The following is a 24,382-nucleotide window of genomic DNA, read 5'->3' on the forward strand; positions in this document are numbered from 1 at the left end:
GGACTGCCGCAGCGGCGCGGCGACGTTACGCCCTCACGCACTCGCGAACGGGGCGCTCGCCCCATCGACAGCACACCGTGACGTCGGTGCCGGTCCGCCCCCAATATAGCCAGACCGGCGCCTGGGCGCGCCTCTAGTTTTCCCGCATATCGCCATGCTGCGGGGCTGACGCACGCCCGACACCTCAGCCTTCATACCCCCGGAACAGCCCGCACAGCCGGAATACATCTTCCGTGAATGGCGTGCCCTTGACCTTGCAATAGCGGCTCGCCAGCTTCATCAGTTCCTTGATGTCGCGTCCGCTCGCGTTCGGGTAACGGCTCGCGAGCGACTCGATCAGGGTGTCGTCGAGCGGCGCACCGACCTGATCGGCCTGCATCCGCCAGAGCCGGCGCGCATGCGACGGCGATGGCGTCTCGTAATGGATCGTGGCGATACAGCGCGACAAAATGGCGTCGTCGACGTCGCCGCTCCGGTTGGTCGTCATGAACAACAAGCCATGGAAGTATTCCAGCGAACGCAGAAATTCCGCGACGATGGCGTTGTGCTCCAGATCGTTGTCGCGCCGACGGATGTACACGTCCGCCTCATCGAGCAGCAGAATGGCATTCCAGCGCATGGCCCGACGCAGAATGCTCATGAGCGTGGCCCCGACCGACGCCGCGGTCGTCCCCAATTGCCCCGAATGCACTCGGTAGAGCGGCTTGCCGACGACTTCGGAATAGATCTCCGCCGTGAGCGTCTTGCCGAGTCCCGGGGCGCCCTGGCAAAGGATGGTCGCACCGCCCGATTTGCCCGGCACGAAGTCCGGCATCATCACATCCATGTTCGATGTCAGGATGTCGATCAGGTCGTGATGATGCGCCGGCAGCACGAGCTTGTCCCGCAGCCCCGGCTGATACGCATACTCGGTCATGTTCTGCACGTGCACCCAGAGGTTGCGGTGCCAGTCCAGGTGGAACACGTGCACATAGCAATGCAGCGGAATGGTCTCGAACCCCTGCGCGACCTCGGCGTTGCGCCAGAAGTCCGCATCGCACGCCATCTCGAAATTGCGCTCCAGGCGCTCTTCGTCGTTCACGCACTTCGCTGCCGCGCCGTCCACCACGCGAATCAACTCGGTCGCGCCTTTTGCATCGACGGAGAACGCCGCGCGGCGCAGTACGAACTGCGCGCCGAAGGCACGCTGCACGCGCAGAAACCGCTGCGCATGCTGTTCGTATTCGCGCTTGAACTCGGCGCACTCCTTGTAGAAACCGAACTCGGCGAGCAGCTCGGGAATGGTGCGATTGGCGATGTCGTCGCGCGTGAACACGAGCGACGTGGTCATGCCCGAGCGGCGCAGGCGATGCTCCGTCAGATTGGAATTGGCCGACTGCATTGTGTTCGCCAGCATGTCCATGACGACATAAGGCGATCCTTGCTCCGGCTCTACATAGCGCAAGCGGCGCACGAGCCACGGCAGCAACGCACCGTCACGGTGACGTTGGTACAGCCAGCCATCGATGACGTCGCGCGCCAGATAGGCGACGAGGCCCGGCACCAGCTTGTCCAGACTTGGGATCACCCGCGCCTGCGGGGCATTGAAGACGTTGTCGAGCGCGAGCATCTGGAACATCAGCGCCCGTTCGTTCTGCGTCTTGCACAGCACGTAGAGCGTATTGAGCGACTTGGCGTCGAACCAGTGGCTCGACACTCGCAGGTTGCCGCGACACACGCCGTAAGCCGTCAACTGTTTGCCCAGCGTTGAATCAGTGCCGATCAGTTGCAGCAGCGGATGAATCAGTGACTCGGGAATTTCGAAATCCATGAACGGCACTCCCCGTAAGGCGTATGGCCCGTGCGTACGTTGCCCCGTGGCAAGGCGCGTGTCAGGCGAGGAAGAAGTCGACGGCACGCGCCACGACGTCCGGCTCGATGATGTGCCGTCCGTCGAACTCGACGAATTGCACGTCGTAGCCCGCCGCCGCGAGCTTGCTGGCGTTTTGGCGGCCGCTTGTCTCGATGGGCAGTTGTTCGTCGGCGCGTCCGTGCGCGATGAAGACGCGGGGCTGCCCTTCCTGAACGAAGATGGACATGAAGCCGCCCGAGAACGCGATCACATGGGTCGCAATGTCGCCGTTCGTCACCCCGATGGACAAGGCGTAACTCGCCCCGTCGGAAAAGCCCGCGAACGCCACACGCCCTGTGTCGATGCGATACCGGCTGGCGACCTCGCGCAGCGCCGATTGAAGACGCTCCAGATCGGGGCCGTTGCCGCCGATCACGATGTCCCACGTCGGAAAGGTCGAATGCGGTGCGAGCACGAGAAACTTGTGACGCTGCGCATGCGGCTCAATGAACGGCAACACTTTTTCCGGAAAGCCGCCCGCGCCATGAAACATGACAAACAGAGGAACGGCGGTGTCGGTGGGGAGATCGGGCGGCACGTAAAGCACAGTGTCACGCTGCTCACTCAACCCAAGCGAGTGACGGCCGGAAGGCCAGGGGGACAGCAAGGCCGCGCCGGATGACGTCGGCGCAGGCACCGCTGCGCCAACGTCGGGAGAGGCGGACGTCAGCACGTCCGGTGACATTCGTCCAAACAACGAAGGGTCGAACATAGCGAGGAGATTGTCTCGTGATCGTTGATGTTATTGATATATTGTATATCAACAAAGATCTCCGCCGATGTCCGATATGCCTTTGGACAGCCGCCTTATTCGGCCATATAGGCGGTCAATCCTGCCACGAGCGCGTCGAAGGTGACTTTGCAGCGCGGACTCTGACGCAAGTCTTCGTGCATCGTGACCCACGTTTGCAGTGAGAAGCGAAAGGCGTCGGGCAGCACGCGCACGAGCCGGGCATCTTGTTGCGCCAGCGGCACCTGACACGCACCGATGCCGTAGCCTGCCCGGATCATGGCCAGTTGCGCCAGATCGCTGTCGGCGCGAAACGCAAAACTATCGCGTGACCAGACGGGCATGCCCCGTGTGGCCTCGCGGATGAACGGCGTCATCTGATCGAAGCCGATCATCGTGTGATGCGCGAGATCGGCCAGCGACGTCGGCACGCCGTAGTGCGCCAGGTAATCGTCGCGCGCATGCAGGCCGACGTCGATGTTTCCGACGCGACGCGCCATCAGCGCGTCCTGCTGTGGCGGCGCCATTCGCACGGCAATATCCACCTCGCGATGCAGCAGATCCTGAATGCGGTTCGTGGGTACCAGTTCGATCACGAGCTGCGGGTGGGCACGTCGCAGCGCGCTCAGGATCGGTGGCAGCACCTCCACGCCAACGACTTCGCTCGCCGAGAGGCGCACGACGCCGTTCGCCCCCTCCCCTTGGCTTGCCGCCGCCCGCTCGAATGCCTGCGCGGTGTGTTGCATCGCCTGCGCATGGGGCCGTAGCGATGCCGCCGCATCGGTGGGCAGCAAGCCGGTCTGCGAACGCGTGAAGAGCGTTTGCCCCAGCACCGCCTCCAGTGAGGCGATGTGACGGCCGACCGTCGGCTGCGTAATGCCCAACGCACGCGCCGCGCCGGAGAGCGAGCCCTCGGTCAGCACAGCGAGAAACGTTCGGCAGAGATCCCAGTTCAGTGGCGTCATCATACAAAAATGTATAGCCGATAGATGGTTTTAGGCAATTTTAATTGAATTGCCTCGCGCGGAGAATGGCGTCACCGACAACATTCAAGGAGCGGCATCATGCACTACGGGTCCCAACACAAAATCTCTCGCGCGCTGGTTCTTGGGGCGACCGGTGGCATCGGCGGTGAAGTCGCGCGTCAGTTGCTCGCCGCCGGCTGGCATGTGCGCGCGTTGCGTCGTGGCGGTGCGCCGCGTGCCGCTGCATCGCCCGCCGGCATCGAGTGGCTCGACGGCGACGCCATGCAGACCGGCGACGTCCTCGCGGCGGCACGCGACTGCGAGGTGATCGTGCATGCCGTGAACCCGCCCGGCTATCGCCACTGGGACACGCAAGTGTTGCCGATGCTCGAGAACACGCTCGCGGCCGCCACGATGCATGGCGCCACGATCGTTCTGCCTGGCACGGTCTACAACTACGGCACCGAGACATTCCCGGTCCTGCGCGATGACGCCGCGCAGCGGCCGCGCACACGCAAGGGCCGCATCCGCGCGACGATGGAAGCCCGTCTGCGCGACGCGAGTCGGCACGGCGTGCAGACGATCATCGTTCGCGCCGGCGATTTTTTTGGTGCGCAATCACGCAATAGCTGGTTTGGACAAGGACTGGTGAAGCCGGGTCGGATCGCGCGCGTCGTCCAGGTGCCCAACGCACCCGGCGTGGGTCATCAATGGTCCTATTTGCCCGACGTCGGCCGCGCGATGGTCATGCTCATCGAGCGTCGTCATGCGCTCGACGCCTTCGCCACCTTCCACATGGCCGGGCATTGGGATGCCGACGGCACTCAGATGGCGGCCGCGATCACTCGCGTCATGGCGCGACACGGTGTCGACGTCAAACTCCGTCGATTCCCGTGGTGGCTCGTTTGGGCGGCATCGCCCTTCGTCACGACGCTTCGCGAGCTGCGTGAAATGCGCTATCTGTGGCTGCAGCCCGTGCGCATGGATAACACGCGACTCGTGGCGACGCTCGGGCATGAGCCTCATACGCCGCTGGACGTCGCGCTGAGCGCCACGCTCGAAGGGCTCGGATGCTTGCCAGGTGGCGGGCCTTCAGACAGCACGCCGGCGGCACATCCGACCCCCGGGGCGCGGTAGCGCGCGTCAATGTCACGCCACCGGCAACCGAATGACCGACGGGCAGTCCGAGTAAAGGCGAGCCACGTCGTCGGCGCGCAAGGTCAGCACGGCGCGCTGATTGACGTAGCCCTTGTCGGTGATCTCGCCTTGCTCGAGCGACGGCGGCGCCGCCAGGATCACCGCGCGGGCGGCACGCTGCGAACTGCCCGCGTCCTGTGCCAGTTGTGCGAGCGCACCTGCCACCCACGCCCGGACATCGTCGTGCAGCGCCATTGCCTTGCCCTCGTGCAGCGCGTCGTCCGATGACAGCTTGGCGCGCATTGCGGGGCTCGGGAAGATCAGCAATCCGATCTCATCACGGTCGTGCCCCGCGATCACCACATCCGACGCGTACGGTGCCAGCGCACTCACGGCACGCAAACGCAAGGCACCGACCGACACCCATGTCCCGCTCGTCAGCTTGAAATCTTCCGAGACGCGACCGTCGAATATCACGCCCGCCCCGGGGTCGTCCGGATCGCACAGGCGGCCCGCGTCTCCGGTCCGGTAGAACCCCTCCTCGTCGAACGCGGCGGCCGTTGCCTCCGGATCGCCCGCATAGCGTTCGAACACCGACGGCCCGCGCACGCGCATCTCCAGCTTGTCTCCACTGGGCACGAACTTGAGTTCATTGCCCGGCACCGGTACGCCAATATTGCCTGCGCCCGGAATCGGAAAATGCACGCTGGTGATCAATGGCGACGTCTCCGTCGCCCCCCACGCCGACGTGAAGAATGGCAATGTGTCGCAATGCTTCGACGCCAGTCGTTCGAACCGCTGCCATACCGCCGGAGGCAGGCTCGCCGCCGCGTAAAACAGCGCTTGAAGACGACCGAAGAAGCGCGCGGCGAACGCGTCGTCCGCTTCCAGAAACGGCGCGAGCGCCTCGAATCCCTTGGGCACATTGAAGTGCAGCGTGGGCGACACATCGCGAAGATTCTCGACGGAGCGCCCGATCAACTCCGGCACGGGGCGGCCGTCATCGACATAGAACGCACCACCATTGCGCAGCACCATATGGAAGTTGTGATTCGCACCGAACGTATGACTCCAAGGCAGCCAATCGACCACCACCGGTGCCGCCTCGTCGATGAAATGCCAGCATTGCGCGATCATCTGCTGATTCGCGGCGAGCATCCGATGCGTGTTGACGACGATCTTCGGCTTTCCCGTGGAGCCGGAGGTCAGCAGCAATTTGGCGGTGTCTTCCGGAAGCACCTTGGCAAACGCCGCCTCCACAGCGGGCGATGCCGCCGTGGCGGCGAGCGTCTTGAACGACAGCCAGTCTGCCCGCTGGCAGTCGGTCGCGACGATCGGGCATCGGATAGGCGCCCCCGCCAGCGCGCGCGCATAGGCGTCGCCATCTTCCACGTAGACGAGCGCCGGGTCGAGACGCGCCAGGATGCCATGCAGCTTGCCCATGTCCTTCGCCACGCGCGAATAGGCCGACGACACGATGGCCGTCTGACGCCCCACCATCATCGCGCCGAGTACCAGCAGTGCGTGGTTGACGCTATTGTCGGACAGGATCACAACCGGTCGATCTCGCGGCACGTCGAGGTCGAGCAACGCCTGCCCGACGCCGCGCGCCATGGTCAGTGCGTCGCGATACGTCACCTGACGCCAGCGATCGCCCGCCTCGGGCGCATGCCGCTGCGCGAGGAACACCGCACCGGGGGTGCGTGCCGCCCATTGCACGAGCCAGTCGGCCGGGCTGCGCGCGAATTCGCCCAGCGGCGTCCGTGAACGAATCACGAAGCTGCCGTCGGCACGCGTCTCACGCTCGATATCGGGCCGGGCCAATCGGCGCGCACCGGCCGCGGCGGCGCTCAATTGATCGTCCACTTGCCGCCTTTCACCGTAACGAGCACGCGACCATCTTCGCCATACGCCGAATGGTCCTGTGCATTGACGTTGATCATCCCGTGGGTTGCCGCCAAACCCCGGGTCTGCTCAATGGCCGCGACCAAGGCGTCGCGAAACGCCTGCGTGCCAGGTTGCGCCTGCTTGGCCGCCACGGCCACCGCTCGGTCGAGCACCAGATAAGCATCGTAGGCATAGCCGGCAAACAGATTGCGCGAACCCGCCCCGTATTGCGCCTCGTAACGCTTGACGAAGTCCACGGCCACGGCACGCCCGGGGTGGTCCGCGCGCAGTTGCTCGGCCACGAGAATGTTGCCTACCGGCAGAATCACGCCCTCGGCAGACTTGCCCCCGACACGCAGAAAGTCGTTGTTGGCAACGCCGTGCGTCTGGTAGATACGCCCCTTGTAGCCGCGCTCGCGCAACGTGTTCATCGGCAAGGCCCCCGGCGTGCCGCTGGCCGCGACGAGCACGGCGTCGACGTTGGCCGACATCAACTTGAGGGCCTGTGCGGTCACCGACTGGTCGTTGCGAGCGTAGCGCTCGACCGGCGCGACCTGAATCTGCCGTGCAACCGCGCGTGCCTGAATGTCCTTGAGCCACGCCTCTCCGTAAGAATCGGAAAAGCCGATGAAGCCGAGCGTCTTCACGTGATGCGCTTTCATGTCGTCGAGCACCGCATCCGCCATGACGGCGACCGACTGCGGCAGCGAGAAGACGTAGCGCATCTGCGTCGCACTCGGCACGAACGGGCAGAGCCCCAACTGCGGTGTGCGCGTATCGGCCGCGACCGCCGCCACCGCCAGACATGCCGGCGTCGTCGATGAGCCGATGATGGCGTCGACCTTGTCCTCCGTCGCCATGCGGCGCGCGTTCTTGGTTGCCGTGGTCGGGTCGGTCGCGTCGTCGAGCACGATATATCGCGCGGGCACGCCTCCGAGCGTGGGCGGGAGCATGCCGATGGCCTGCTTCTCCGGAATGCCAAGCGATGCGCCAGGCCCCGTGGACGAAAGCGTCACACCGATAGTGACGCCGGGCGGTTGTGCGCCCGCGGGCGGCGCGACGCACAGCGCCGCCGCACAGAAGGCCATTGCGCCAAGCGCGGCGCGCGAGAATGCAAAACGGTGAGTGAACCTCTTTGCCGCCATGTGACATGTCTCCTTGTCTTTTTGTATTTGGGGCCATGCCCCATGCCGCGCCGGCGCCGGAATCAACGCACCGCGAACTCCGGCAGCACTTCGCGATTGCGAGGTAGGCCCATGATGTCGCGGGCTTCGGCCGGTGTCGCCGGCTCGTAACCCATCTCGCGCACGAGCCGCACCACGCGCTCGGTCAGTTGCTGGTTCGTTGCCGGCACCCCCTGTTCGTAATACAGGTTGTCTTCCAGACCGACGCGGACGTGCCCGCCCAGCAGCAGCGAATTCATGGCCGACGGCAGTTGCGCGGGACCAATGCCGCTCACGCAGAAAATGCTTCCCTTGGGCAGCAGATCAACCATCGACTGCAACACGCGCGGCGTGTATGGCATGGCATTCTGAAATCCCCGGTGCACACCGAGCACCAGATTGACAAAGAACGGTTCGTCGTCGAAGCCCGCAGCAGTGAGGGTAGCGAGGTCCTGCACGATGTGCGTCGGGCTGAAAACCTCCCATTCGGGCTTGATACCGCGCTTCTTCATCTCGATGGCGAGATGTTTCGAACGCTCCGGCGACGTATGCATGAGCAGTTCCCGGCCACCGAAGCTCGCGATGATCGTGGTGGCGTCGAGCGTGCACATCTCGGCACCGGCATCCATGCCCTTCAACCGCTCTTCCCAGAGAATTTCCCAGTAGCCATTGTCGGCCTGGCGGATCATGTCGCCGTGCACACCGCCGCCCGTCGAGTTGTTGATCACGATGTCGCATTTGTCGCGAATGCGGCGGTTGATGTCGCGGTAGATGGCCGGGTTGCACGTGGCGCCATCGTCGCCGGGACGGCGCGCATGGATCGCCACGACGCTCGCGCCCGCGTTGTAGCAGTCGTAGACGTCGCGCGCGATCTCGTCGGGCTGCGTGGGCAGGTGGGGGTTCTGCGATTTGTACGCCATGCCGCCCGTCGGCGCGATGGTCACGATGACTTTCGGTTTGCTCATGCCAATGTCCTTGCGTCCCGGAATGCGGGGCGTCGAATGGATAGATCGTTGAATTTGGGGCGCGGGCGGTGTGTCCGAGGATGCCCGCGCCCGCGTCGACTAAGCCTTGCCCGCGAGAATGCCGAGAATGACCGCATCGCGCTGTGCTTCGAGTTGCGCATTGCCGCGGCCGGCCAGTTCGGCGTCGACGCCAGCGGCGATGCGCGCCTTGAGGTCGTCCGTCAACACTGGCTCGCCGAGATCCGCCCACCACGATTCGATCGGCGGGCCGAGATGCTCGAGCATGTGGGCGATACCGCCCGCACCGCCCGACAACTGCAGGTTAACGAACGGACCGAAGGCCGCCCAGCGCAAGCCCGGACCGTAGGCGATCGCGTCATCGATGTCGGCCACCGAAGCCACGCCGGTGTCGACCAGATGTATCGCCTCCCGCCAAAGCGCCGCCTGCAGCCGATTCGCGATGTGCCCCTTGACCTCCTTCTTCACATGGATCGCACGTTTGCCGATGGCGCGGTAGAACTGCATGGCGGTCTCGATGGCCGCCTGCGACGTCCGCTCGCCGCCAATGACTTCGACCAGCGGAATCAGATGCGGCGGATTGAACGGATGCCCCAGCACCACGCGCTCAGGATGCGTGCAGACCGACTGCACACGGCTCATCAGTAGTCCAGAAGAACTCGATGCGATGACGACGGACGATGGCAAGGCAGCGTCCATCTTGCGAAAAAGATCTTGCTTGAGGTCCTCGCGCTCGGGACCGCTCTCCTGCACGAAGTCGGCGCCGGCGAGCGCGGCGTCGAGCGTGTCGTGGAACGTCAGCGCGTCGCGCGAGGCACCCGCCGTGAGGCCGATCCGGATCAGCGTGGGCCAATGCGCATCGATTGCCTCACGCAAGCGCTCGCGGGCGCCCGGCGCCGGATCCCAAGCACTCACGCGCAGACCGCGCGCCAGGAAGTAAGCCGCCCAACTGGCACCGATGACACCCGTGCCGATGACGGCGATCTGTTCGATGTTGTCGTATTTCACATTCGTCTCCATAGGGAGGGGGGGTGGAACGACTAACGTGCCACCCGGCCCAAAAAGCGTTCCATGCGTTCGCGTGCGTCCGGCGTCGCGAGCATCAACGCGCTCGTGACCGACTCGGTAAACAACCCGTCGGCCATGGACATATCGTGAATGCGCGAGAGCGCGTGAATCGTCGCCCAGTTCGACAGCGGGCTATTGGCCGCCGTCTCGTGGGCCAGTTGCGTCGCGAGCGCCAGTCCCTCGCCCGCTTCCGTCAAATAATGGCCCAGGCCCAGGCGTTCACCGTCGACGGCATCGTAACGGCGGCCCGTGAGCATCATTTCCGTCATGCGGTCCGGCCCGAGAATGCGCGCCACACGTACCGACGCGCCGCCGCCCACGAAGAGGCCGCGCTTGCCTTCGGGCAACTGAAAGAATGCGCTTCGCTCGATGACGCGCACATGCGCGGCAAGCGCAAGTTCCAGCCCCCCGCCGATCACCGCGCCGTGAAGCACCGCCACCACGGGGCGACCGCTGAATTGGATCTCGTGGAACACCTTGTGCCAGCGTTGCGAAACCCGCAGCACGTCGATGGGGTCCCGCGCACTGTTCTCCGACAGATCCAGCCCGGCGCAGAAGTGCTCTCCCGCGCCGTTCAGCACAACGGCGCGTACGCTGTCGTTGAAATCGCGAAATGCGGCGTCGAGCGAGTCGATGGCAGCATCGTTGAGCGCATTGCGCTTGTCTGCGCGATCCAGTGTCACGAAAGCGATGCCGTCGTCGACGCGCACGCGCAAGTGGGGATAAGTCATTGTCTGCAGTCGCTCCAAAAGATGAAAAGTATCTTATAAGATATTTTCCGCTTTGCGCGGATGGTGCAATGCAGTTCAGGGTTAACAGGGATAAATACGTTTTCAGGCAATTTAATGCACGCCATGCGGACATTCTGGCGACGAGTCCGGATAACGTAGGACACACGGCGGGTATCTCATAGTATATTTATGCGCAAGCCTTGCATTCCCTGTCTGCCCGATGCCGAAACCGCCCGCCGACCACCCCACCCTAGATCCGGCCGATGACGCCGAGGCAGGGGCATCGTCGCCTTTGGCGTCGTTGGCTCGGCAGGTACGCACGTTGCGCGCGCAGCGGGGCATGACGCGCAAGCAGCTCGCCATGCAATCGGGGGTGTCCCTCCCCTATCTCGCTCGCGTGGAAGCCGGCACCGGCAACGTCTCGCTGGCCGTTCTGCACAAGCTTGCCGATGCGCTGAACGTGCGCGTGGAGGCGCTCGTGGCCGAGCGCACCGCTTACGATGGCGATCTGCTCATCCTCGTCGAGTATCTCCGTCAGCAACCGCTGGAAACGCTCGCACGCCTGCGTCGGCAGATTGTCGTGCCGGGCGCGGCAGACGCGCGCCGCACGGGGCAGCGCATTGCCCTCATCGGCTTGCGCGGCGCGGGCAAGTCAACGCTTGGTCCGGCGTTGGCACAGGCCATCGGCGCGCCCTTCGTCGAGCTGGACAAGGAGGTCGAGCGCGAGGCGGGCATCGCCATCGGTGAAGTCATCACGCTTTACGGACAGGCCGCGATGCGGCGCATCGAACGGCAGTGCATCGAGCGGATCATTGCGGAGCACGACCATGTCGTGCTCGCCACCGGCGGCGGGATTGTCTCGGAAGCGCCCACCTACGAGCGCGTGCTCCGCGCATTTCGCACGGTGTGGCTGCGCGCCCGCCCAGAAATTCACTTCCAGCGCGTGATGCAGCAAAACGACGCGCGCATTGCCACCGAGGCGCTTCGCAACGAGGCGCTCGATCACATCCATCGCATGCTCGATGCGCGCGAGTCGCTCTACCGGCTAGCCGACGTTACGCTCGATACGTCGGACATCACGCCCGACGCCGCGCTCTCGGCGCTCACGCGCGATCTGTCGCCTGCCCGCGCCGCGTGAGCGGTCCCCCAACGGGTGAAAGACGCATTCGCATGTCGCGCGCTTGAGCTGTCACAGACGCCGTACTATAGTGGCCGACGCCATGCATCGCTCGCGCTGTCGTGACGTGCTCGATCAGCGGCACGTCGGCGCCGCACGCCAACTCAAGGATTTCGCTCACTATGGACACCACCGTCGTCGAAAGCTGGAAGGATTTCATGGAACTGTCCTCCCGCTTCGAAGGCTGGGCCTTTCGCGGGCAGCAGGACGCACGCTGGCATCTGCAAAGCTCGCTCTCGCGGTACCTGCACGCCTATGTGGCGGACAAGGAACAGTGGCGCAGCCGTGAGGCACGCGCCATCCGCATCTTCCGGCGCAAGGCGCACAACCATGTGCCCTGGCCCGACCTGCTGCACGACGATCTTCGCTGCCTTGGGCTGATGCAGCACCATGGTGCCCCGACCCGTTTGCTCGACTTCACGAAATCGCCCTTTGTCGCCGCGTTCTTTGCACTGGAGCGCGCCACGAGCGATTCGGCCATTTTCGCGCTCAACACCCCCGCACTGTACGACGACCGTGCTCGTCCGCGTCATGCACCGTGGCTCACCCGCGATACGATCGATCCGCGCGTCAAGGGGAACATGGAGAAGTACTTCCTCGGCAACGACAACGAGGTGGTCTGGTTCGGCGAGCCGGAAGAAATGGACGGTCGACTGATCGCACAATCCGGCACATTCGTGGTACCCGGCGTGATCGACCGGCCGATGCACCGCATTCTCGACGGCTATGAGAGCGACGAACCGCTGCTGCGCAAGATCGTGCTGCCGTTGGCGCTACGCGCGGACGCAATGAAATGGCTTTATCGGATGAACGTCACGAACGCATCGCTGTTTCCGGATCTCGACGGCCTCGCCCGCTCGATTGCCATCGAAATCGAAATGATCTGGCCAACGCAGACGCTGGGATGAATGCCCCGGCGTGCGGGTCAGTCAGGCGTCAGATCAACTGCTGCAAGAAACTGGCCCCGCCGGATTTGCGCGCGGACTTGTTGGCATACATACGCTGATCGGCCACGCGGATGAGTTCGCTCATCGACTCGCCGTCGTCGGGGAACACCGCCACCCCGACACTTACGCGCACGCTCAGGCTGGCATCGTTGACGGAGATGACCTGCTCGATCTCGGCGCGCAGACGCGTGACGGCGACGTCGATCCGCTCGACGACCTCCGCATCCTGGACAATGGCGACGAACTCGTCGCCCGAGTGACGCGCCACGAAGCCGCTTCCCGTAACCCCGGCCTTCATACGCTGACCAATCTCCTTGAGCAACAAGTCGCCGACCGCGTGCCCCAGGCTGTCGTTGACCCCCTTGAACCCGTCGATATCGGCGAACAGAAGCGCCAGCTTCCCGTTGGTGCGCTGTGCGCGGCGCACGGCCTCGCTCGCGAATTCGCCAAACGTGCGGCGGTTCGGCAGCCCGGTCAGCTCATCGAATCGCGCCGCTTTGTAGAGGTCGTCGATCAGTTGCTTTCGCTCGATGGCCAACGCGGTCTGGTCGCAGACGAACGCCAGCAGCCGCTGCGCAGCCTCCGCCCGCAGCGCGCTGGCCGGGCCGTAGAGCATGAGTGTGCCCACGGCACGGCGCGCCGTGTGCATCGGCAAAATCACCAACGCCTGTGCGCCGGGCCTGGCGAGCGCGTCTGGCGCGAACGGCTCGGTACATAAGTGGGGGATCGATTGCCCAGCGCCGTCGATAGGGGCCGCTTCGATCAGGTGCCACAGCGATTGTTGCGCTTGCGCAGCCTGCGCAGCGAGGCCCCGCGCCTGCGGCCAGTCGAGCAAGGGGATGTCGGCGCTGTCGCGATACTGATACGCCTTGTCCCACGTCATCAGGGCCGCATCGCAGGTCGCCACGACAATGGCATCGATGGGAAACAGCGTGGCCAGCGTGTCGTGGACAGCCTTGCACAGGGAGCGAATATCGGCGGCGTCGTGGGCTGCTTCGGATATCGAGTACGTGGCGCGCTGCAGCGCTTCGGCCTGCTTCTTGGCCGACACGTCGCGTGCCACGCCAATGCGCAGTTCGTGGTCTTCGGACCAGCGGGCGGACCACATGATGTGGACGTAATGACCGTCCTTGTGTATGTACCGATTCTCGAACCCGATCCGGGGAAGTCCCGCCATCACGAACTTCGATTCTTCAATCGTGCGCTCGCGATCTTCCTTCACGACGAAATCGATCATCGAGCGCCCCAGCAATTCCTCCGGGGTGTACCCGAGAATGCGCTCGCAGGCCGGACTCACATAGACGAGAGCGCCAGCCTTGTCGACAAGAAACACAGCATCGAGCAGCAACGCCATACAGCTTGCCAAGACGTCTTTTGTTACAAATTCCATGGATCTCGAACGGACACGAAGGCTCCGCGCAGTATAAGGCAATCTCAATATGTGAATATTTCGTCACCTTGACGACGCAAAACTTGCGATCGCTTCCCCGCCGCACTACGATCCCGCGCTCCTCAAAAAATCAGTTGCTTCAGCCACCCCGGCGCTGCGATATTTGCCGCGCATTGCGCCCGCACGTTCCGGCACGCGGTCTCGTATTCACTTCGCAGCAGCTTGATTCTCGCCGCAACGAGACGCCGGAATGCCAACTCGCGCTCGCTGAATCCCACCCGGTCCTCATATCGGGTACCGTCGGGCAAGGGGCCTCGAATTTCGTAATACGTCACCCCGTCACGCGAATACTTCACGACTTTGGCTGCCATCTTGTCTCAATACTTTTCAGTTTTCCCCGCCCCAGTGTGCCCATTATTGTTTTGCGTTTCCGGGGTGTGAGTGCGATTGTCACTTGACGGATTCAAATTGGCAACCGGGAACGTGCGCCCGTGGCGGTCGCACCACGGAGCGGTCACCGCAATCCGGCGTTAACCGAACGTCGATTTTCGATTGAATGGATTAAACGAAGAATTAAAAGGCGTTTCAAATCGCGCCGCGCAGATGCCGGCGTGATCGACATCGACATGACCCTCGCGCATCGCGGCGCCATCGCTGATCGATGCACTTGACGCCACTTGCGTACAGCGGATAGAGTCTGGCCATGACGAATTTCCGAATCCCCTGCTCGCCGCGGTTGCGCGTTGTCCCGATGGGACAGCGGGGTGCGTTCGTCAAAAGCAAAAAACAGTCGCTCAACTGACCGGGGCGTGCTGTTCCGTCAGTTGAGCGACGGAACAGCCACGTGGACCCGGCAGTCCTCACCTCGCGCCGCCCTGCCTCACTCGGCGCGCCTGCCTCGAAGTTTCCCACGCGCCTGCCATTGCCCGTCGTCCTGCTGAACGGTTTTCTTACCGGTCAACGCACGTTCGTTTCGTACGTAACGTCCAGGGAGACACTTATGCAAGTCGCACAGTCCCAACCCCAGTCGCTCGCTTCCTCTCGCGCCCCGCTCTTTCGCGGCATTTGGGTGCCGCTCGTCACGCCTTTCGCCAGAGATGGCGCCGACACGCCGGTCGATCACGCGGCATTACGTCGACTGGTCGCGCACTATCGTCGCTCGGGCATCGCCGGCCTTGTCGTGTGTGGCACGACGGGTGAAGCGGCAGCCCTTGACGACGCCGAACAGCTTGCCGTGCTCGACACCGTGCTGACCGAGGTCGGCGACCTGCCGGTGATCGCCGGGCTCGCCGGCAATCACCTGGGTCACACGCTGACGCGCCTGGACGCCTTTAACGCCCTGCCCCTGGCGGGCGTGCTAACGCCGGCGCCGTATTACATCCGGCCCGCACAGGCCGGGCTCGTCCACTGGTTTCAGACGCTGGCGGATCGTTCGCGTGCGCCGGTGGTGCTGTACGACATTCCGTATCGCACGGGTACCCCCCTGACGCTGGAGACACTGCTCACGCTTGCGGGTCACGACAACATTCGCGGCATCAAGGATTGCGCGGGCAACGCGCACACCACGCAGGCACTCATCGCCGACGCACGCCTATCGGTGCTGGCAGGTGAGGACGCTCAATTGCTGTCCACGCTCGCGATGGGCGGCCATGGCGCGATCATTGCGACGTCGCACTGCCGGCCGGCGCATTTCGTGGCCGTGTATCGCGCGGTGCAAGCACAGCAGCTCGATGTCGCGCGCGTGCTGTTCCATGCGCTCATGCCGATGGTGCGGCTGATGTTTGCCGAGGCGAATCCCGGCCCCGTGAAGGCCTGGCTTGCACATGAGGGCCTGATGGCCGATGTGCTGCGCGCGCCGATGACGAGCGCGTCACCTGCCCTGACACAGCAGTTGGTCGCGGCCGTTGCCGCCATCGACGCCGCGTTGGGCGCGAAGGCGGCCAATGCCGCCTGAGGCGAGATAGAAGACGAGGGGTGTGGAACAGTGGACGTCAGGCCGCCGCGCGCTGTCGTCCTTGCGCCGTCGTGCCGCGCTCGCCGCGGGACGACAAAGCGCCTGTCAACGCCAATGTCGGCGTACGCGGCGTGATGCCCGGGCGCGCGCTGCCGTCGCTTTCCACGCGGAACTTCGCGGTCTCGTTGACCAGGTCGGCGGCCTGCTGACGCAGGTGGTCCGCCGCAGCCGCCGCCTGTTCCACGAGGGCGGCGTTCTGCTGCGTGACCTGATCCATCTGCGTGACGGCCTGCCCCACCTGCTCGATGCCGCGCGCCTGGTCGTCGCTCGCGGCGGCGATCTCGGCGATCAGCTCGCTCACGCGTCGCACCGACACGACGATCTGGTCCATGGTACGACCCGCGACTTCCACGCGCGACGTGCCGTCTTCGACCTGCTGCACCGATGCCGCGATCAATTCGCGGATGTCCTTGGCGGTGCCTGCGGAGCGCTGGGCGAGCGTGCGCACCTCGCCGGCCACCACGGCAAAGCCACGCCCCTGTTCGCCGGCGCGTGCCGCTTCCACGGCCGCATTGAGCGCGAGAATATTGGTCTGGAAAGCAATACCTTCGATGGCCTTGATCATGTCGCTCATGCGCGCCGACGCGCTGGCCATTGCCTGCATCGTCTCGACGACGGCACGCACGCTCTGCGCCCCGGCATCCGCCACCCCGGTCGCTTCGTGCGACAGGCGCCGCGCCTCCATCGCATGTTCGACGTTCTGACGCACGGTCGATGTCAACTCTTCCATCGACGCTGCCGTCTCTTCTAGCGAGGCCGCTTGCTCTTCGGTGCGTTGCGACAGGTCGGTGTTGCCCTGCGCAATTTCGCGTGCCGCGTTGTCGATCGCCCCCGACGCACCCTGAATATTGCGCACGAGATGGCCCAGTTGTTCGACGGCTGTGTCGAGCGCACTCGCCATCTGGCCGATTTCGTCAGCACGCTCGGCATTGACACGATGCGTCAGGTCGCCACGTGCAAGCGCCGAGGCCCCCGCCACCGCCGCACGTACCGGGCGCGTGACCGAGCGCGTAATCGCCACCGCCGACACCACGGAGACCACGACCGACGCCAGCATTGTGGCGAGCAGCCACAGGCGTGCGGATCCATAAGCGGCGGTCGCATCGGCGGCTTCCTTCGCGCTGACCACCTTGCCGACCTCCATCAGGCCGTCGAGGGGGGCGAAATACGCCACCTGCGCCTTCTGCAGCGGCCCCATCAGCTCGATCTTGGCTTGCGCAAAGTCGCCGCTGCGAACCAGCGCCACGACCGCGTCGAGCTGCTTTCCATAGTCCGCGTTCGTGTCGGCCAGCGTGCGGTAGAGCGCCTTGCCCTTGTCGGTATAAAAGATCGTCGCCATGCCCGCGATGCTCTTGTTGTTGGTCTGGCGCATCTCGTCGATCTTGGCCAGACGGGCATCGAGTTGCGTGTTGTCTTCGGACATCACGATATCGCGCAGGAGTACGGCAACGTGCGCCGCGCGATCCTTCAGGCCATGAAATTCAAGAATCTTGTTGTTCAGGTCGGAGACGATGAGCTGGGTATTCGTATCCATCGTCGCCATTTTCGTCACGGCCACCACCGCCACGACCAACAGCATGAATACATTGACGGAAAAGGCGGCGGCGAGCCGTTTGCTGATACTGAGGTTCTTGAACATTGCCTTGCGCGCGTTAAGCGATTCGTCCTGCGGTGTAGTCGTGACTTCGGCCTGCCGCCGGCAAGCCAGGCAGGCCAGTGCCTCTCTCTGTACCTCTGTGGAGATATAACGAGTGCATTTGACGAAACTTGAGCCTCTGCGCGACGAATTCGCCGAATCGTCCGTCTGTGCCGTTCAGACGGGCAGCCATCGAGGGATATCCGCACCAAAACGGCGCAAACGACGCCTGTCAGCCTGGCAACTGATAGGGGCCGCCACGGGCCAGGGCGCGTTGATACGCATCACGCGCATGAATGCGTTGCAGAAAATCGGCGATCGCAGGCCAGCGCCCCTGCGCGTTGCCGCGCGCGCTCGCGGCTTCGAGCGGGAAACTCATTTGGATGTCCGCTGCGCTGAAGCGATCGCCGACGAACCAACCGGTCTTCGTGAGCGCGTCGTTCACGTAGTCGAAGTGCAGGCGCAGTTGCGGATCGACGAAGCTCGACTGCAGCGTGTCGCTGATCTTGCGGGCAATGGGGCGAGCGAAGAACGGCATGGGCGCGCTCGCAATGCGCAGGGCGACGAGCTTGAGCAGCAAAGGCGGCATGGCCGACCCCTCGGCGTAGTGCAACCAGTAGGTCCAACGCAGCCGCTCCGGTGTGCCTCGCGGCGGGGCCAGTCGCCCGAGTTCGTCGCGATCGGCGAGATACTCGATGATGGCGCCCGACTCGGCGAGCGTCAGTTCACCGTCGGTCACGACCGGCGACTTGCCAAGCGGATGCACCTCGCGCAGTGCCGGCGGAGCGAGCATGGTCTTCGGGTCGCGCGTATATCGTCGCAGGTCGTACGGAATGCCCAGCTCTTCGAGCATCCACAGCACGCGTTGCGAGCGCGAGTTGTTCAAATGGTGAACCGTCAGCATAGGGTCTGGCTCCGGCGGGACGTCCGCTCGCCATTGTCGCCGCAACGCCGGGTTTAAGGGTAATCTTGTCCATCGGCCGATCCGGAATCGACTCTGAGCCCTCTCCCTCTCTTTCATCCCTCATGGACCGAATCGATGCCATGAAAGTCTTCGTCGCGATCGTCGACGAAGGAAGCCTCGCCGGTGCAGCCCGGCGCCTCGGGCGCTCTGCCGCGGCGGTAAGTCGCGCCATCGGCTACCTCGAGGCGCATACCGGCACGGCGCTGCTCCATCGCACGACGCGCTCGGTCAAGCTGAGCGTTGCAGGCGAGCGCTATGCCGCCGCATGTCGGCGCATCCTGCTCGACCTGGACGAAGCCGATGTGATCGCCGCCGGGGAACGCTCGGCCCCACGCGGCCTGCTCACCGTCTCCGCGCCGCTCGCCGCCGGCGAAACGTTCATGCGCGAGATCGTGGACGCCTTCATCGAACGCTATCCGGAAGTCGTCGTCCGCCTGCAGTTGAGCGACCTGCCCGTGAGCCTGATCGACGAGGGCATCGACGTCGCGATGCGCGTCGCCCACCTGCCCGACTCCTCGCTCGTGGCCACGCACGTGGGCGAAGTTCGAAGAATCATTGCCGCCTCGCCCGCTTATCTGGCGACCCACGATCCTATCGGATCCCCCGCGGATCTGTCGAAGCAGCAAATCGTGTCCATGACGTACTTCGGCATTGACTCGTGGCGCTTCCCCGCCACAGGACGCGGTTCAGTACCGCAGATCGTACAGTTCACCCCGCGGCTGGTCGTCAATTCGATCCGGGCCGCGATTGCCTCGGTCGTCGCAGGACACGGCGTGGCGCGAATGTTGACGTATCACATCGTCGACGAAATGGCGCACGGCACGCTGCGCATCGTCTTGCGGGACTACGAACACCCGCCCATGCCGGTTCACGTCATCACACCGCAAGGACGGTTGGCCGTGCCCAAGGTGCGCGCCTTCGTCGACTTCGCGGTACCGCGTCTGCGCAAGCATTTCACACGCGTACACAAGTTGGCGAGTCAGGCATAAGGGATGGGCAGTGCCGATGAAGCGGCGTCCTGCCGCCGCGACATTGTTACGCCGTGCGGAAGAATGACTTCCGAGACATAGCCGTTCCCCTGCGCGCGGCCACCTCCTAGACTGAGGCCATTGCCGTCAAACCTCGCACCGACCCACGTCGGGGCGAAGCCGGTGCTTCCGGAGTCCTCATGTCCCACGCCGCCCTTGGCCGCCCCACAACCGCCGCGTTCAACGCCTGGCGCGCCACGCTGTCGGCCGCCTGCGCCAGTCTTGTCGGCATCGGCTTTGCCCGCTTCGCCTACACGGCGCTTCTGCCCGCGATCATCGGTGCGCACTGGTTCGCACCCGCGACTGCTGCCTATCTTGGCGCGGCCAATCTCGGCGGCTACCTGGCCGGCGCCTTGGGGGCACGCGTGCTTGCCCGGCATGTGTCGAGCGTGAGACTCGTGCGCACGATGATGCTGGTCGCCGTCTTCGCTTTCTTCGCCTGCGCCTGGCCCATCTCGTTCGTCTGGTTTTTCGGATGGCGCTTCGCCTCGGGGTTTGCGGGCGGCGTATTGATGGTCACGGCAGCACCGTCGGTGCTGGCGCACGTGCCCCCCTCGCGGCGCGGCATCGTGAGCGGCGCAATCTTCGCCGGCCTCGGGCTGGGCATCGCAGCGTCGGGCACGCTCGTGCCGCTCCTGTTGCGCGACGGGCTTGCCCACGCGTGGAGCGGTCTCGGCGTGCTTTCGCTCGTGCTCACGGCGGTGGCGTGGCGCGGTTGGCCCGACGGCACGCCGACGGCAACGGCCTCCAGCGCCCCCGCTCCCATCAGGCGCGCACACGTCAGTCCGGTGGCGCTGCGCTCGCTCTATATCGAGTACGCACTAAACGCCGTCGCACTGGTGCCGCACATGATTTTTCTCGTCGACTATGTCGCCCGAGGGCTGGGCAAGGGACTCGACGCCGGCGCGAACTATTGGGTGCTGTACGGACTGGGGGCGATCGTCGGTCCGCTTTTCGCCGGGCACCTCGCCGACCGGATCGGCTTTGCACGGGCCTTGCGTGTCGCTTACGTCGCGCAATTCTGTGCGGTGCTGCTGCCGGTGCTCGGCCTCGGCCTGCCCGCTCTGATGGTGTCCAGCGTGGTCATGGGCGCCTTCACCCCGGGCATCGTGCCGCTGGTGCTCGGACGCGTGAACGAACTACTCGCCCATCATCCTGCCGGACAAAAAGCCGCGTGGAGCACCGCCACGACCAGTTTCGCGACGTTGCAGGCAGGTGCCGCGTACGGACTATCGTTTGTGTTCGCCGCGACGTCGGGCAACTATTCGCTGCTGTTCATGGTGGGCGGTGTCGCGATGGCGATCGGACTGCTCGTCAACGTGGCCTCCGCTCGCCTGGCGCTCCACTTCCCAGGCGACACACCGAACGCACGCCGGAAGTAGCGGGTGAAGTGGGACAGATCGTTGAAGCCTTGCGCGACGGCCACGTCGGTCGCCGGCGCGCCGGCGCGCAACGCGGGCAAGGCTCGCACCAGACGCAACTGATTGCGCCAGGCATGCGGCGCCAGGCCCGTCTCGCGCGAGAACAGTCGCGCGGCGTGAAACGGCGACAGGTCGACCGCCTCGGCCAGGGCCGTCAGCGACAATGGCTCGGTGAGATCGGCCGAGAGCCGCGCCTTCATGGTCTCGACCCGCACCGCATCGCGATATGCCGGCGTATCCGGCACCCGCGCCCGCGCATGGCGCGCCAGCATGAACGACACGGCCTCGATCAGTACACTTTCCGCCAGCAACGGGTCGGCGCCAGCCTGAAGTAGACGATGCGCCGCCGTCAGTCGATGCATCGCCTGCGGGTCGCGGATGACCTGCTCGCCAAACCAGGGATGTGCGTCGCCCGGCATCGTCAGCCCCGCCAACGGACGCGTCACCTGACGCTGTACGCCTTGCACGAAGCCGACCGGCAGGTAAAACACGCGATAGCGCCACCCGAAATCGGTTTCGCGCGCGCCGGTATGCACTTCGCCTGGGTGAATGACGGCCACGGATCCGGCGTCCGCCACATGCTCGCCGCCCCGGTAGGCATAGCGCTCGGCCCCTTCCACGATGCACGCGAACGTATATGCATCGTGCCAATGCGGTGCGAAGGTGTGGTCGTTGTACTCAGCGGTGACCATATCGCCACCGGGGACCAGCGACGAGCGCCAGTAGTGAGGGGCGTTGCGAAACGGCTGAATCGGCGGGGACAGTAGATTCATGTGCACTACTTTACACCCGGCGTCAGGCAGTTTGCCGGGCGCGCACCTTGCCTGCTTGAGTCCTCGGTGCACGGCGATCCTGCCCTATCCCGTCCATCATCGCGTCGCCACCACGAACAGGCGTGGAAACGGCAGCAATACCGTACCGTCGGCCAGCGCCGGATACGCGTTGGCAATCGCGTCGGTATAGCGCGCCAGAAACGCCTCTCGCGATGCGTTGTCGAGCTTCGCGAGGAACGGCCGCAACGCGCTGCCCTTGAACCACTCCACGACGGCCGGTGCCCCGCCCGCGAGCGGGTGGTAGTACGTGGTGCGCCAGATGTCGACGCGCGAACACAGCGCGCGCAGCAGCGGGTAGTAGAACGTCGCGCCATGGCGTGCCGTGCGCTCCACCCCTTTGAGCGTTGCGGCCCAACGCGGATCGGCCGCCACTTCCCGCATCAGCCGGTGCGCAGGCTCGTCGAGATTGTCGGGCGTCTGCACGGCCAGCGAACCGCCGAGCGCAAGACAATCGACCAGACGCGGATACAGCGTCTCGTGATCCGGCAACCATTGCAACACCGCGTTGGCGAGAATCACGTCGAACGGGCCATCGGCCCAGGTCGCGATATCGGCCACGTCAAAGCGGCATTGCGGCAGTCGCGCACGCGCCGCATCGACCATGTCCTGCGAACTATCGAGCCCGAGCACGTTAGCGTGTGGGTAACGAGCGGCGAGCACTTCGGTGGAGTTGCCGGGGCCGCAGCCGATATCGACCACGCGGGCCACTCCGCGACCCGCAAGCGGCGGAATGGCGGCGACGAGATCGCGCACGGGACGCGTGCGCTCGTCTTCGAACTTGACGTATTGTTCGGCCTGCCACGCAGGATTCACCGGGGCATTCGGCGACGGGACTTTCGACATGACGCTCTCCATGGGGGATGGGGCAAGCGCCTTACGATATCAGGTCGCCGCCTGCAATGCCTCGACAAACACACGCAGGTGCGACGGCTCGGCATCGGTGATCGCCCAATACGTCATGCCGCCGCGCCGCCAGCGCGCAATGGCATAGCCATCGGACCCCGTGATCGTCGGCGCCGCCGCACCCATGTCACGCGCCGGAAACACGTAGACATCGATCGGATGCTTGTCCGTACGGTAGACGAGCACGGCCACCGTGCGTCCACCCACGTAGTCGACGCGTCCGCCTTCCAGCGGGAACCCCTTGGCCGACAGATCGGTGACGGGCGGCGCGTAATCGATGCGTCCGTTGAACCACGGCTTGACGGTGTGCTGATCGGTCGAGACCACGTCGATCGGATGTTGCGACAGCAACGCACGCACATGGCTCGCCACGATCTCCTGCGGTTGCAGGCCCATGACAGCCGGTTCCTCAATCCCCTGCGGCGTCGCGGGCGGACGCGCCACCAGCAACGCCATCGCGACCGCGAGTCCGCCGAGAATCGCGCCGCCGGCACCGCCGAACAACCAAGGGGCAAGGCTCGGCCCCCACGCCAGCTCGGCCGGTCGATTCACGTGTGAGGGCTTCGGCGGCGACGCCGGATGGGCCGGATTCGTCGGATCGCCCCCAGGCTTCGCATCCTGCGCAGGCACTGCCGTGGCGGGCGCCGACGTCAGGCGCACTTGACGTTCGGCGAGCGCCATGTCGTCGCGCAGGCGTTCGCGTAACGTCTGCGGGGCAGCATGGCGCAACGAACCGTCGCGCAACAGCTTGCCGAGCGTAGTCGCTTCGCCGGCGACAGGGGTTTCGCCGGCGCTCGTCCCCGGCGTCGTATCGTTGGGGTCGTCAGGCTTGTTCATCGGGTCCTCCCCGCGTGGTGCCGTCAACTGGCAGACGTGTCAGACGTGCGACCTGCGCCGACGGCGCGCACGGCGTGGTCTTGGCGCTCGTGCGCGTGGCGGCCTGTGCATCGAGCACGGCAGCGGCCAGCATCTGCCTGGCGCGCGCCAGACGCGACATCACCGTGCCCGCCGGCACCCCGACGATCGTCTCGATCTCGCGGTAGCTCAGATCCTCCATCTCACGCAACACCAGCACCTCGCGAAACACCACCGGCAACGAGGCCAGCGCTCCGCGCACAAGCGCGCACTCGTCACGTTGCACGGCAAGACGCTCAGGGTCGCCGGGCGTTGCGTCATCCCAACCGGGCAGACGGGCGTCATCCTGCAGGCCGTGCCTGGCCTCGTCGAACGGTGTGCCGAGCGCCGCATCGGCGCGGCGACGCCACTCCGTCAGCCAGGTATTGCGCACAATGGCCAGCAGCCACGCGCGCGCATTGTCGCCACGAAAACCGTCGAAGAAACGCAACGCTCGCAAGTAGGATTCCTGCACGATGTCGTCGGCGTCGCTTGCACTGCCCGACAGCCAGCGCGCGAGGTTGTACGCCGCGTCGAGGTGCGGCAAGGCCAGTGCATCGAACCGTTCCGACGCAGGCGCGCCGGGTTTTTCAGCGTCGGTCACCGGAGTCTCCCCAGTG

Annotated in this window: 21 protein-coding genes and 1 pseudogene; 6 read left to right on the plus strand and 16 right to left on the minus strand. The window is 64.9% G+C overall.

The window, feature by feature from the left end; all coding sequences use genetic code 11:
- Positions 1 to 184 precede the first annotated feature (184 nt).
- The 3 genes from BGP02_RS12370 to BGP02_RS12380 form a co-directional block, all read right to left on the minus strand.
- Positions 185 to 1,810, minus strand: coding sequence for an AAA family ATPase (locus BGP02_RS12370; RefSeq protein WP_286798618.1), 1,626 nt, complete (start codon positions 1,808 to 1,810; stop codon positions 185 to 187).
- A 61-nt stretch (positions 1,811 to 1,871) separates the two neighbouring features.
- On the minus strand, positions 1,872 to 2,603 hold the full coding sequence (locus BGP02_RS12375) for an alpha/beta hydrolase (protein ID WP_026131644.1): 732 nt from the start codon (positions 2,601 to 2,603) through the stop codon (positions 1,872 to 1,874).
- A 95-nt stretch (positions 2,604 to 2,698) separates the two neighbouring features.
- Positions 2,699 to 3,589 carry a LysR family transcriptional regulator gene (locus BGP02_RS12380; protein ID WP_286798619.1) on the minus strand — a complete coding sequence of 297 codons (891 nt, stop codon included), beginning with the start codon at positions 3,587 to 3,589 and terminating at the stop codon, positions 2,699 to 2,701.
- Positions 3,590 to 3,685: 96 nt separating this feature from the next.
- Between BGP02_RS12380 and BGP02_RS12385 the strand changes: the two genes are divergently transcribed.
- Positions 3,686 to 4,723, plus strand: coding sequence for an NAD(P)H-binding protein (locus BGP02_RS12385; RefSeq protein ID WP_286798620.1), 1,038 nt, complete (start codon positions 3,686 to 3,688; stop codon positions 4,721 to 4,723).
- A 12-nt stretch (positions 4,724 to 4,735) separates the two neighbouring features.
- On the opposite strand, the gene BGP02_RS12390 is transcribed toward BGP02_RS12385, so the two are convergent.
- From BGP02_RS12390 to BGP02_RS12410, 5 genes are all read right to left on the minus strand, one after another.
- Positions 4,736 to 6,589, minus strand: coding sequence for a feruloyl-CoA synthase (locus BGP02_RS12390; RefSeq protein WP_261938531.1), 1,854 nt, complete (start codon positions 6,587 to 6,589; stop codon positions 4,736 to 4,738).
- Positions 6,574 to 7,755, minus strand: coding sequence for an ABC transporter substrate-binding protein (locus BGP02_RS12395; RefSeq protein ID WP_286798621.1), 1,182 nt, complete (start codon positions 7,753 to 7,755; stop codon positions 6,574 to 6,576). The genes BGP02_RS12390 and BGP02_RS12395 overlap by 16 nt, the downstream gene beginning before the upstream one ends.
- A gap of 62 nt (positions 7,756 to 7,817) precedes the next feature.
- Positions 7,818 to 8,738, minus strand: a complete 921-nt coding sequence (locus BGP02_RS12400) for a beta-keto acid cleavage family enzyme (protein ID WP_017232186.1) — start codon at positions 8,736 to 8,738, stop codon at positions 7,818 to 7,820.
- 99 nt (positions 8,739 to 8,837) lie between these two features.
- Positions 8,838 to 9,776, minus strand: a complete 939-nt coding sequence (locus tag BGP02_RS12405) for a 3-hydroxyacyl-CoA dehydrogenase NAD-binding domain-containing protein (RefSeq protein ID WP_039829858.1) — start codon at positions 9,774 to 9,776, stop codon at positions 8,838 to 8,840.
- A gap of 20 nt (positions 9,777 to 9,796) precedes the next feature.
- The gene (locus BGP02_RS12410; protein WP_261938528.1) at positions 9,797 to 10,555 is read right to left on the minus strand and encodes a crotonase/enoyl-CoA hydratase family protein; all 759 of its coding nucleotides are present in this window, start codon (positions 10,553 to 10,555) and stop codon (positions 9,797 to 9,799) included.
- A 220-nt stretch (positions 10,556 to 10,775) separates the two neighbouring features.
- On the opposite strand from BGP02_RS12410, the gene BGP02_RS12415 reads away from it, so the two are divergent.
- Both BGP02_RS12415 and BGP02_RS12420 read left to right on the plus strand, forming a co-directional pair.
- The gene (locus BGP02_RS12415) at positions 10,776 to 11,693 is read left to right on the plus strand and encodes a helix-turn-helix transcriptional regulator (protein WP_286798622.1); all 918 of its coding nucleotides are present in this window, start codon (positions 10,776 to 10,778) and stop codon (positions 11,691 to 11,693) included.
- A gap of 161 nt (positions 11,694 to 11,854) precedes the next feature.
- Entirely contained in the window at positions 11,855 to 12,640 is a 786-nt protein-coding gene (locus BGP02_RS12420) for an FRG domain-containing protein (protein ID WP_017232190.1), read from the plus strand.
- A gap of 28 nt (positions 12,641 to 12,668) precedes the next feature.
- Here the strand turns inward: BGP02_RS12420 and BGP02_RS12425 are convergent, their stop codons facing one another.
- Together BGP02_RS12425 and BGP02_RS12430 are read right to left on the minus strand one after the other, a co-directional pair.
- Positions 12,669 to 14,069 (minus strand): sensor domain-containing diguanylate cyclase, encoded by a 1,401-nt coding sequence (locus tag BGP02_RS12425; protein ID WP_286798623.1) that lies wholly within the window; start codon positions 14,067 to 14,069, stop codon positions 12,669 to 12,671.
- 122 nt (positions 14,070 to 14,191) lie between these two features.
- Complete coding sequence (locus BGP02_RS12430) at positions 14,192 to 14,440, minus strand: hypothetical protein (protein ID WP_017232192.1); 249 nt, start codon at positions 14,438 to 14,440, stop codon at positions 14,192 to 14,194.
- Between the two features lie 629 nt (positions 14,441 to 15,069).
- Here BGP02_RS12430 and dapA point away from each other — a divergent pair.
- Complete coding sequence (dapA, locus tag BGP02_RS12435; protein WP_286798624.1) at positions 15,070 to 16,023, plus strand: 4-hydroxy-tetrahydrodipicolinate synthase; 954 nt, start codon at positions 15,070 to 15,072, stop codon at positions 16,021 to 16,023.
- A gap of 37 nt (positions 16,024 to 16,060) precedes the next feature.
- Here the strand turns inward: dapA and BGP02_RS12440 are convergent, their stop codons facing one another.
- Entirely contained in the window at positions 16,061 to 17,722 is a 1,662-nt protein-coding gene (locus tag BGP02_RS12440; protein ID WP_286798625.1) for a methyl-accepting chemotaxis protein, read from the minus strand.
- A gap of 229 nt (positions 17,723 to 17,951) precedes the next feature.
- Entirely contained in the window at positions 17,952 to 18,623 is a 672-nt protein-coding gene (locus BGP02_RS12445) for a glutathione S-transferase (protein ID WP_017232195.1), read from the minus strand.
- 122 nt (positions 18,624 to 18,745) lie between these two features.
- Here BGP02_RS12445 and BGP02_RS12450 point away from each other — a divergent pair, with 122 nt between their 5' ends.
- The gene (locus BGP02_RS12450; RefSeq protein WP_286798626.1) at positions 18,746 to 19,672 is read left to right on the plus strand and encodes a LysR family transcriptional regulator; all 927 of its coding nucleotides are present in this window, start codon (positions 18,746 to 18,748) and stop codon (positions 19,670 to 19,672) included.
- Positions 19,673 to 19,851: 179 nt separating this feature from the next.
- Complete coding sequence (locus BGP02_RS12455; protein WP_286798627.1) at positions 19,852 to 21,093, plus strand: YbfB/YjiJ family MFS transporter; 1,242 nt, start codon at positions 19,852 to 19,854, stop codon at positions 21,091 to 21,093.
- On the opposite strand, the pseudogene BGP02_RS12460 reads toward BGP02_RS12455, so the two are convergent.
- The 4 genes and pseudogenes from BGP02_RS12460 to BGP02_RS12475 all read right to left on the minus strand — a co-directional run.
- A pseudogene (locus BGP02_RS12460) lies at positions 21,054 to 21,905 on the minus strand (AraC family transcriptional regulator); the annotation flags it as partial. The gene BGP02_RS12455 and the pseudogene BGP02_RS12460 overlap by 40 nt on opposite strands.
- A 96-nt stretch (positions 21,906 to 22,001) precedes the next feature.
- Positions 22,002 to 22,808: a trans-aconitate 2-methyltransferase gene (gene tam / locus BGP02_RS12465; RefSeq protein ID WP_286798628.1), complete on the minus strand. Its 807-nt coding sequence runs from the start codon at positions 22,806 to 22,808 to the stop codon at positions 22,002 to 22,004.
- Between the two features lie 39 nt (positions 22,809 to 22,847).
- Positions 22,848 to 23,705: an anti-sigma factor family protein gene (locus tag BGP02_RS12470; protein ID WP_017232201.1), complete on the minus strand. Its 858-nt coding sequence runs from the start codon at positions 23,703 to 23,705 to the stop codon at positions 22,848 to 22,850.
- Positions 23,692 to 24,366 carry an RNA polymerase sigma factor gene (locus tag BGP02_RS12475; protein ID WP_261938523.1) on the minus strand — a complete coding sequence of 225 codons (675 nt, stop codon included), beginning with the start codon at positions 24,364 to 24,366 and terminating at the stop codon, positions 23,692 to 23,694. The genes BGP02_RS12470 and BGP02_RS12475 overlap by 14 nt, the downstream gene beginning before the upstream one ends.
- Positions 24,367 to 24,382 lie beyond the last annotated feature (16 nt).

The organism is Pandoraea sp. 64-18 (assembly GCF_001899225.1).
GTDB lineage: Bacteria > Pseudomonadota > Gammaproteobacteria > Burkholderiales > Burkholderiaceae > Pandoraea > Pandoraea cepalis.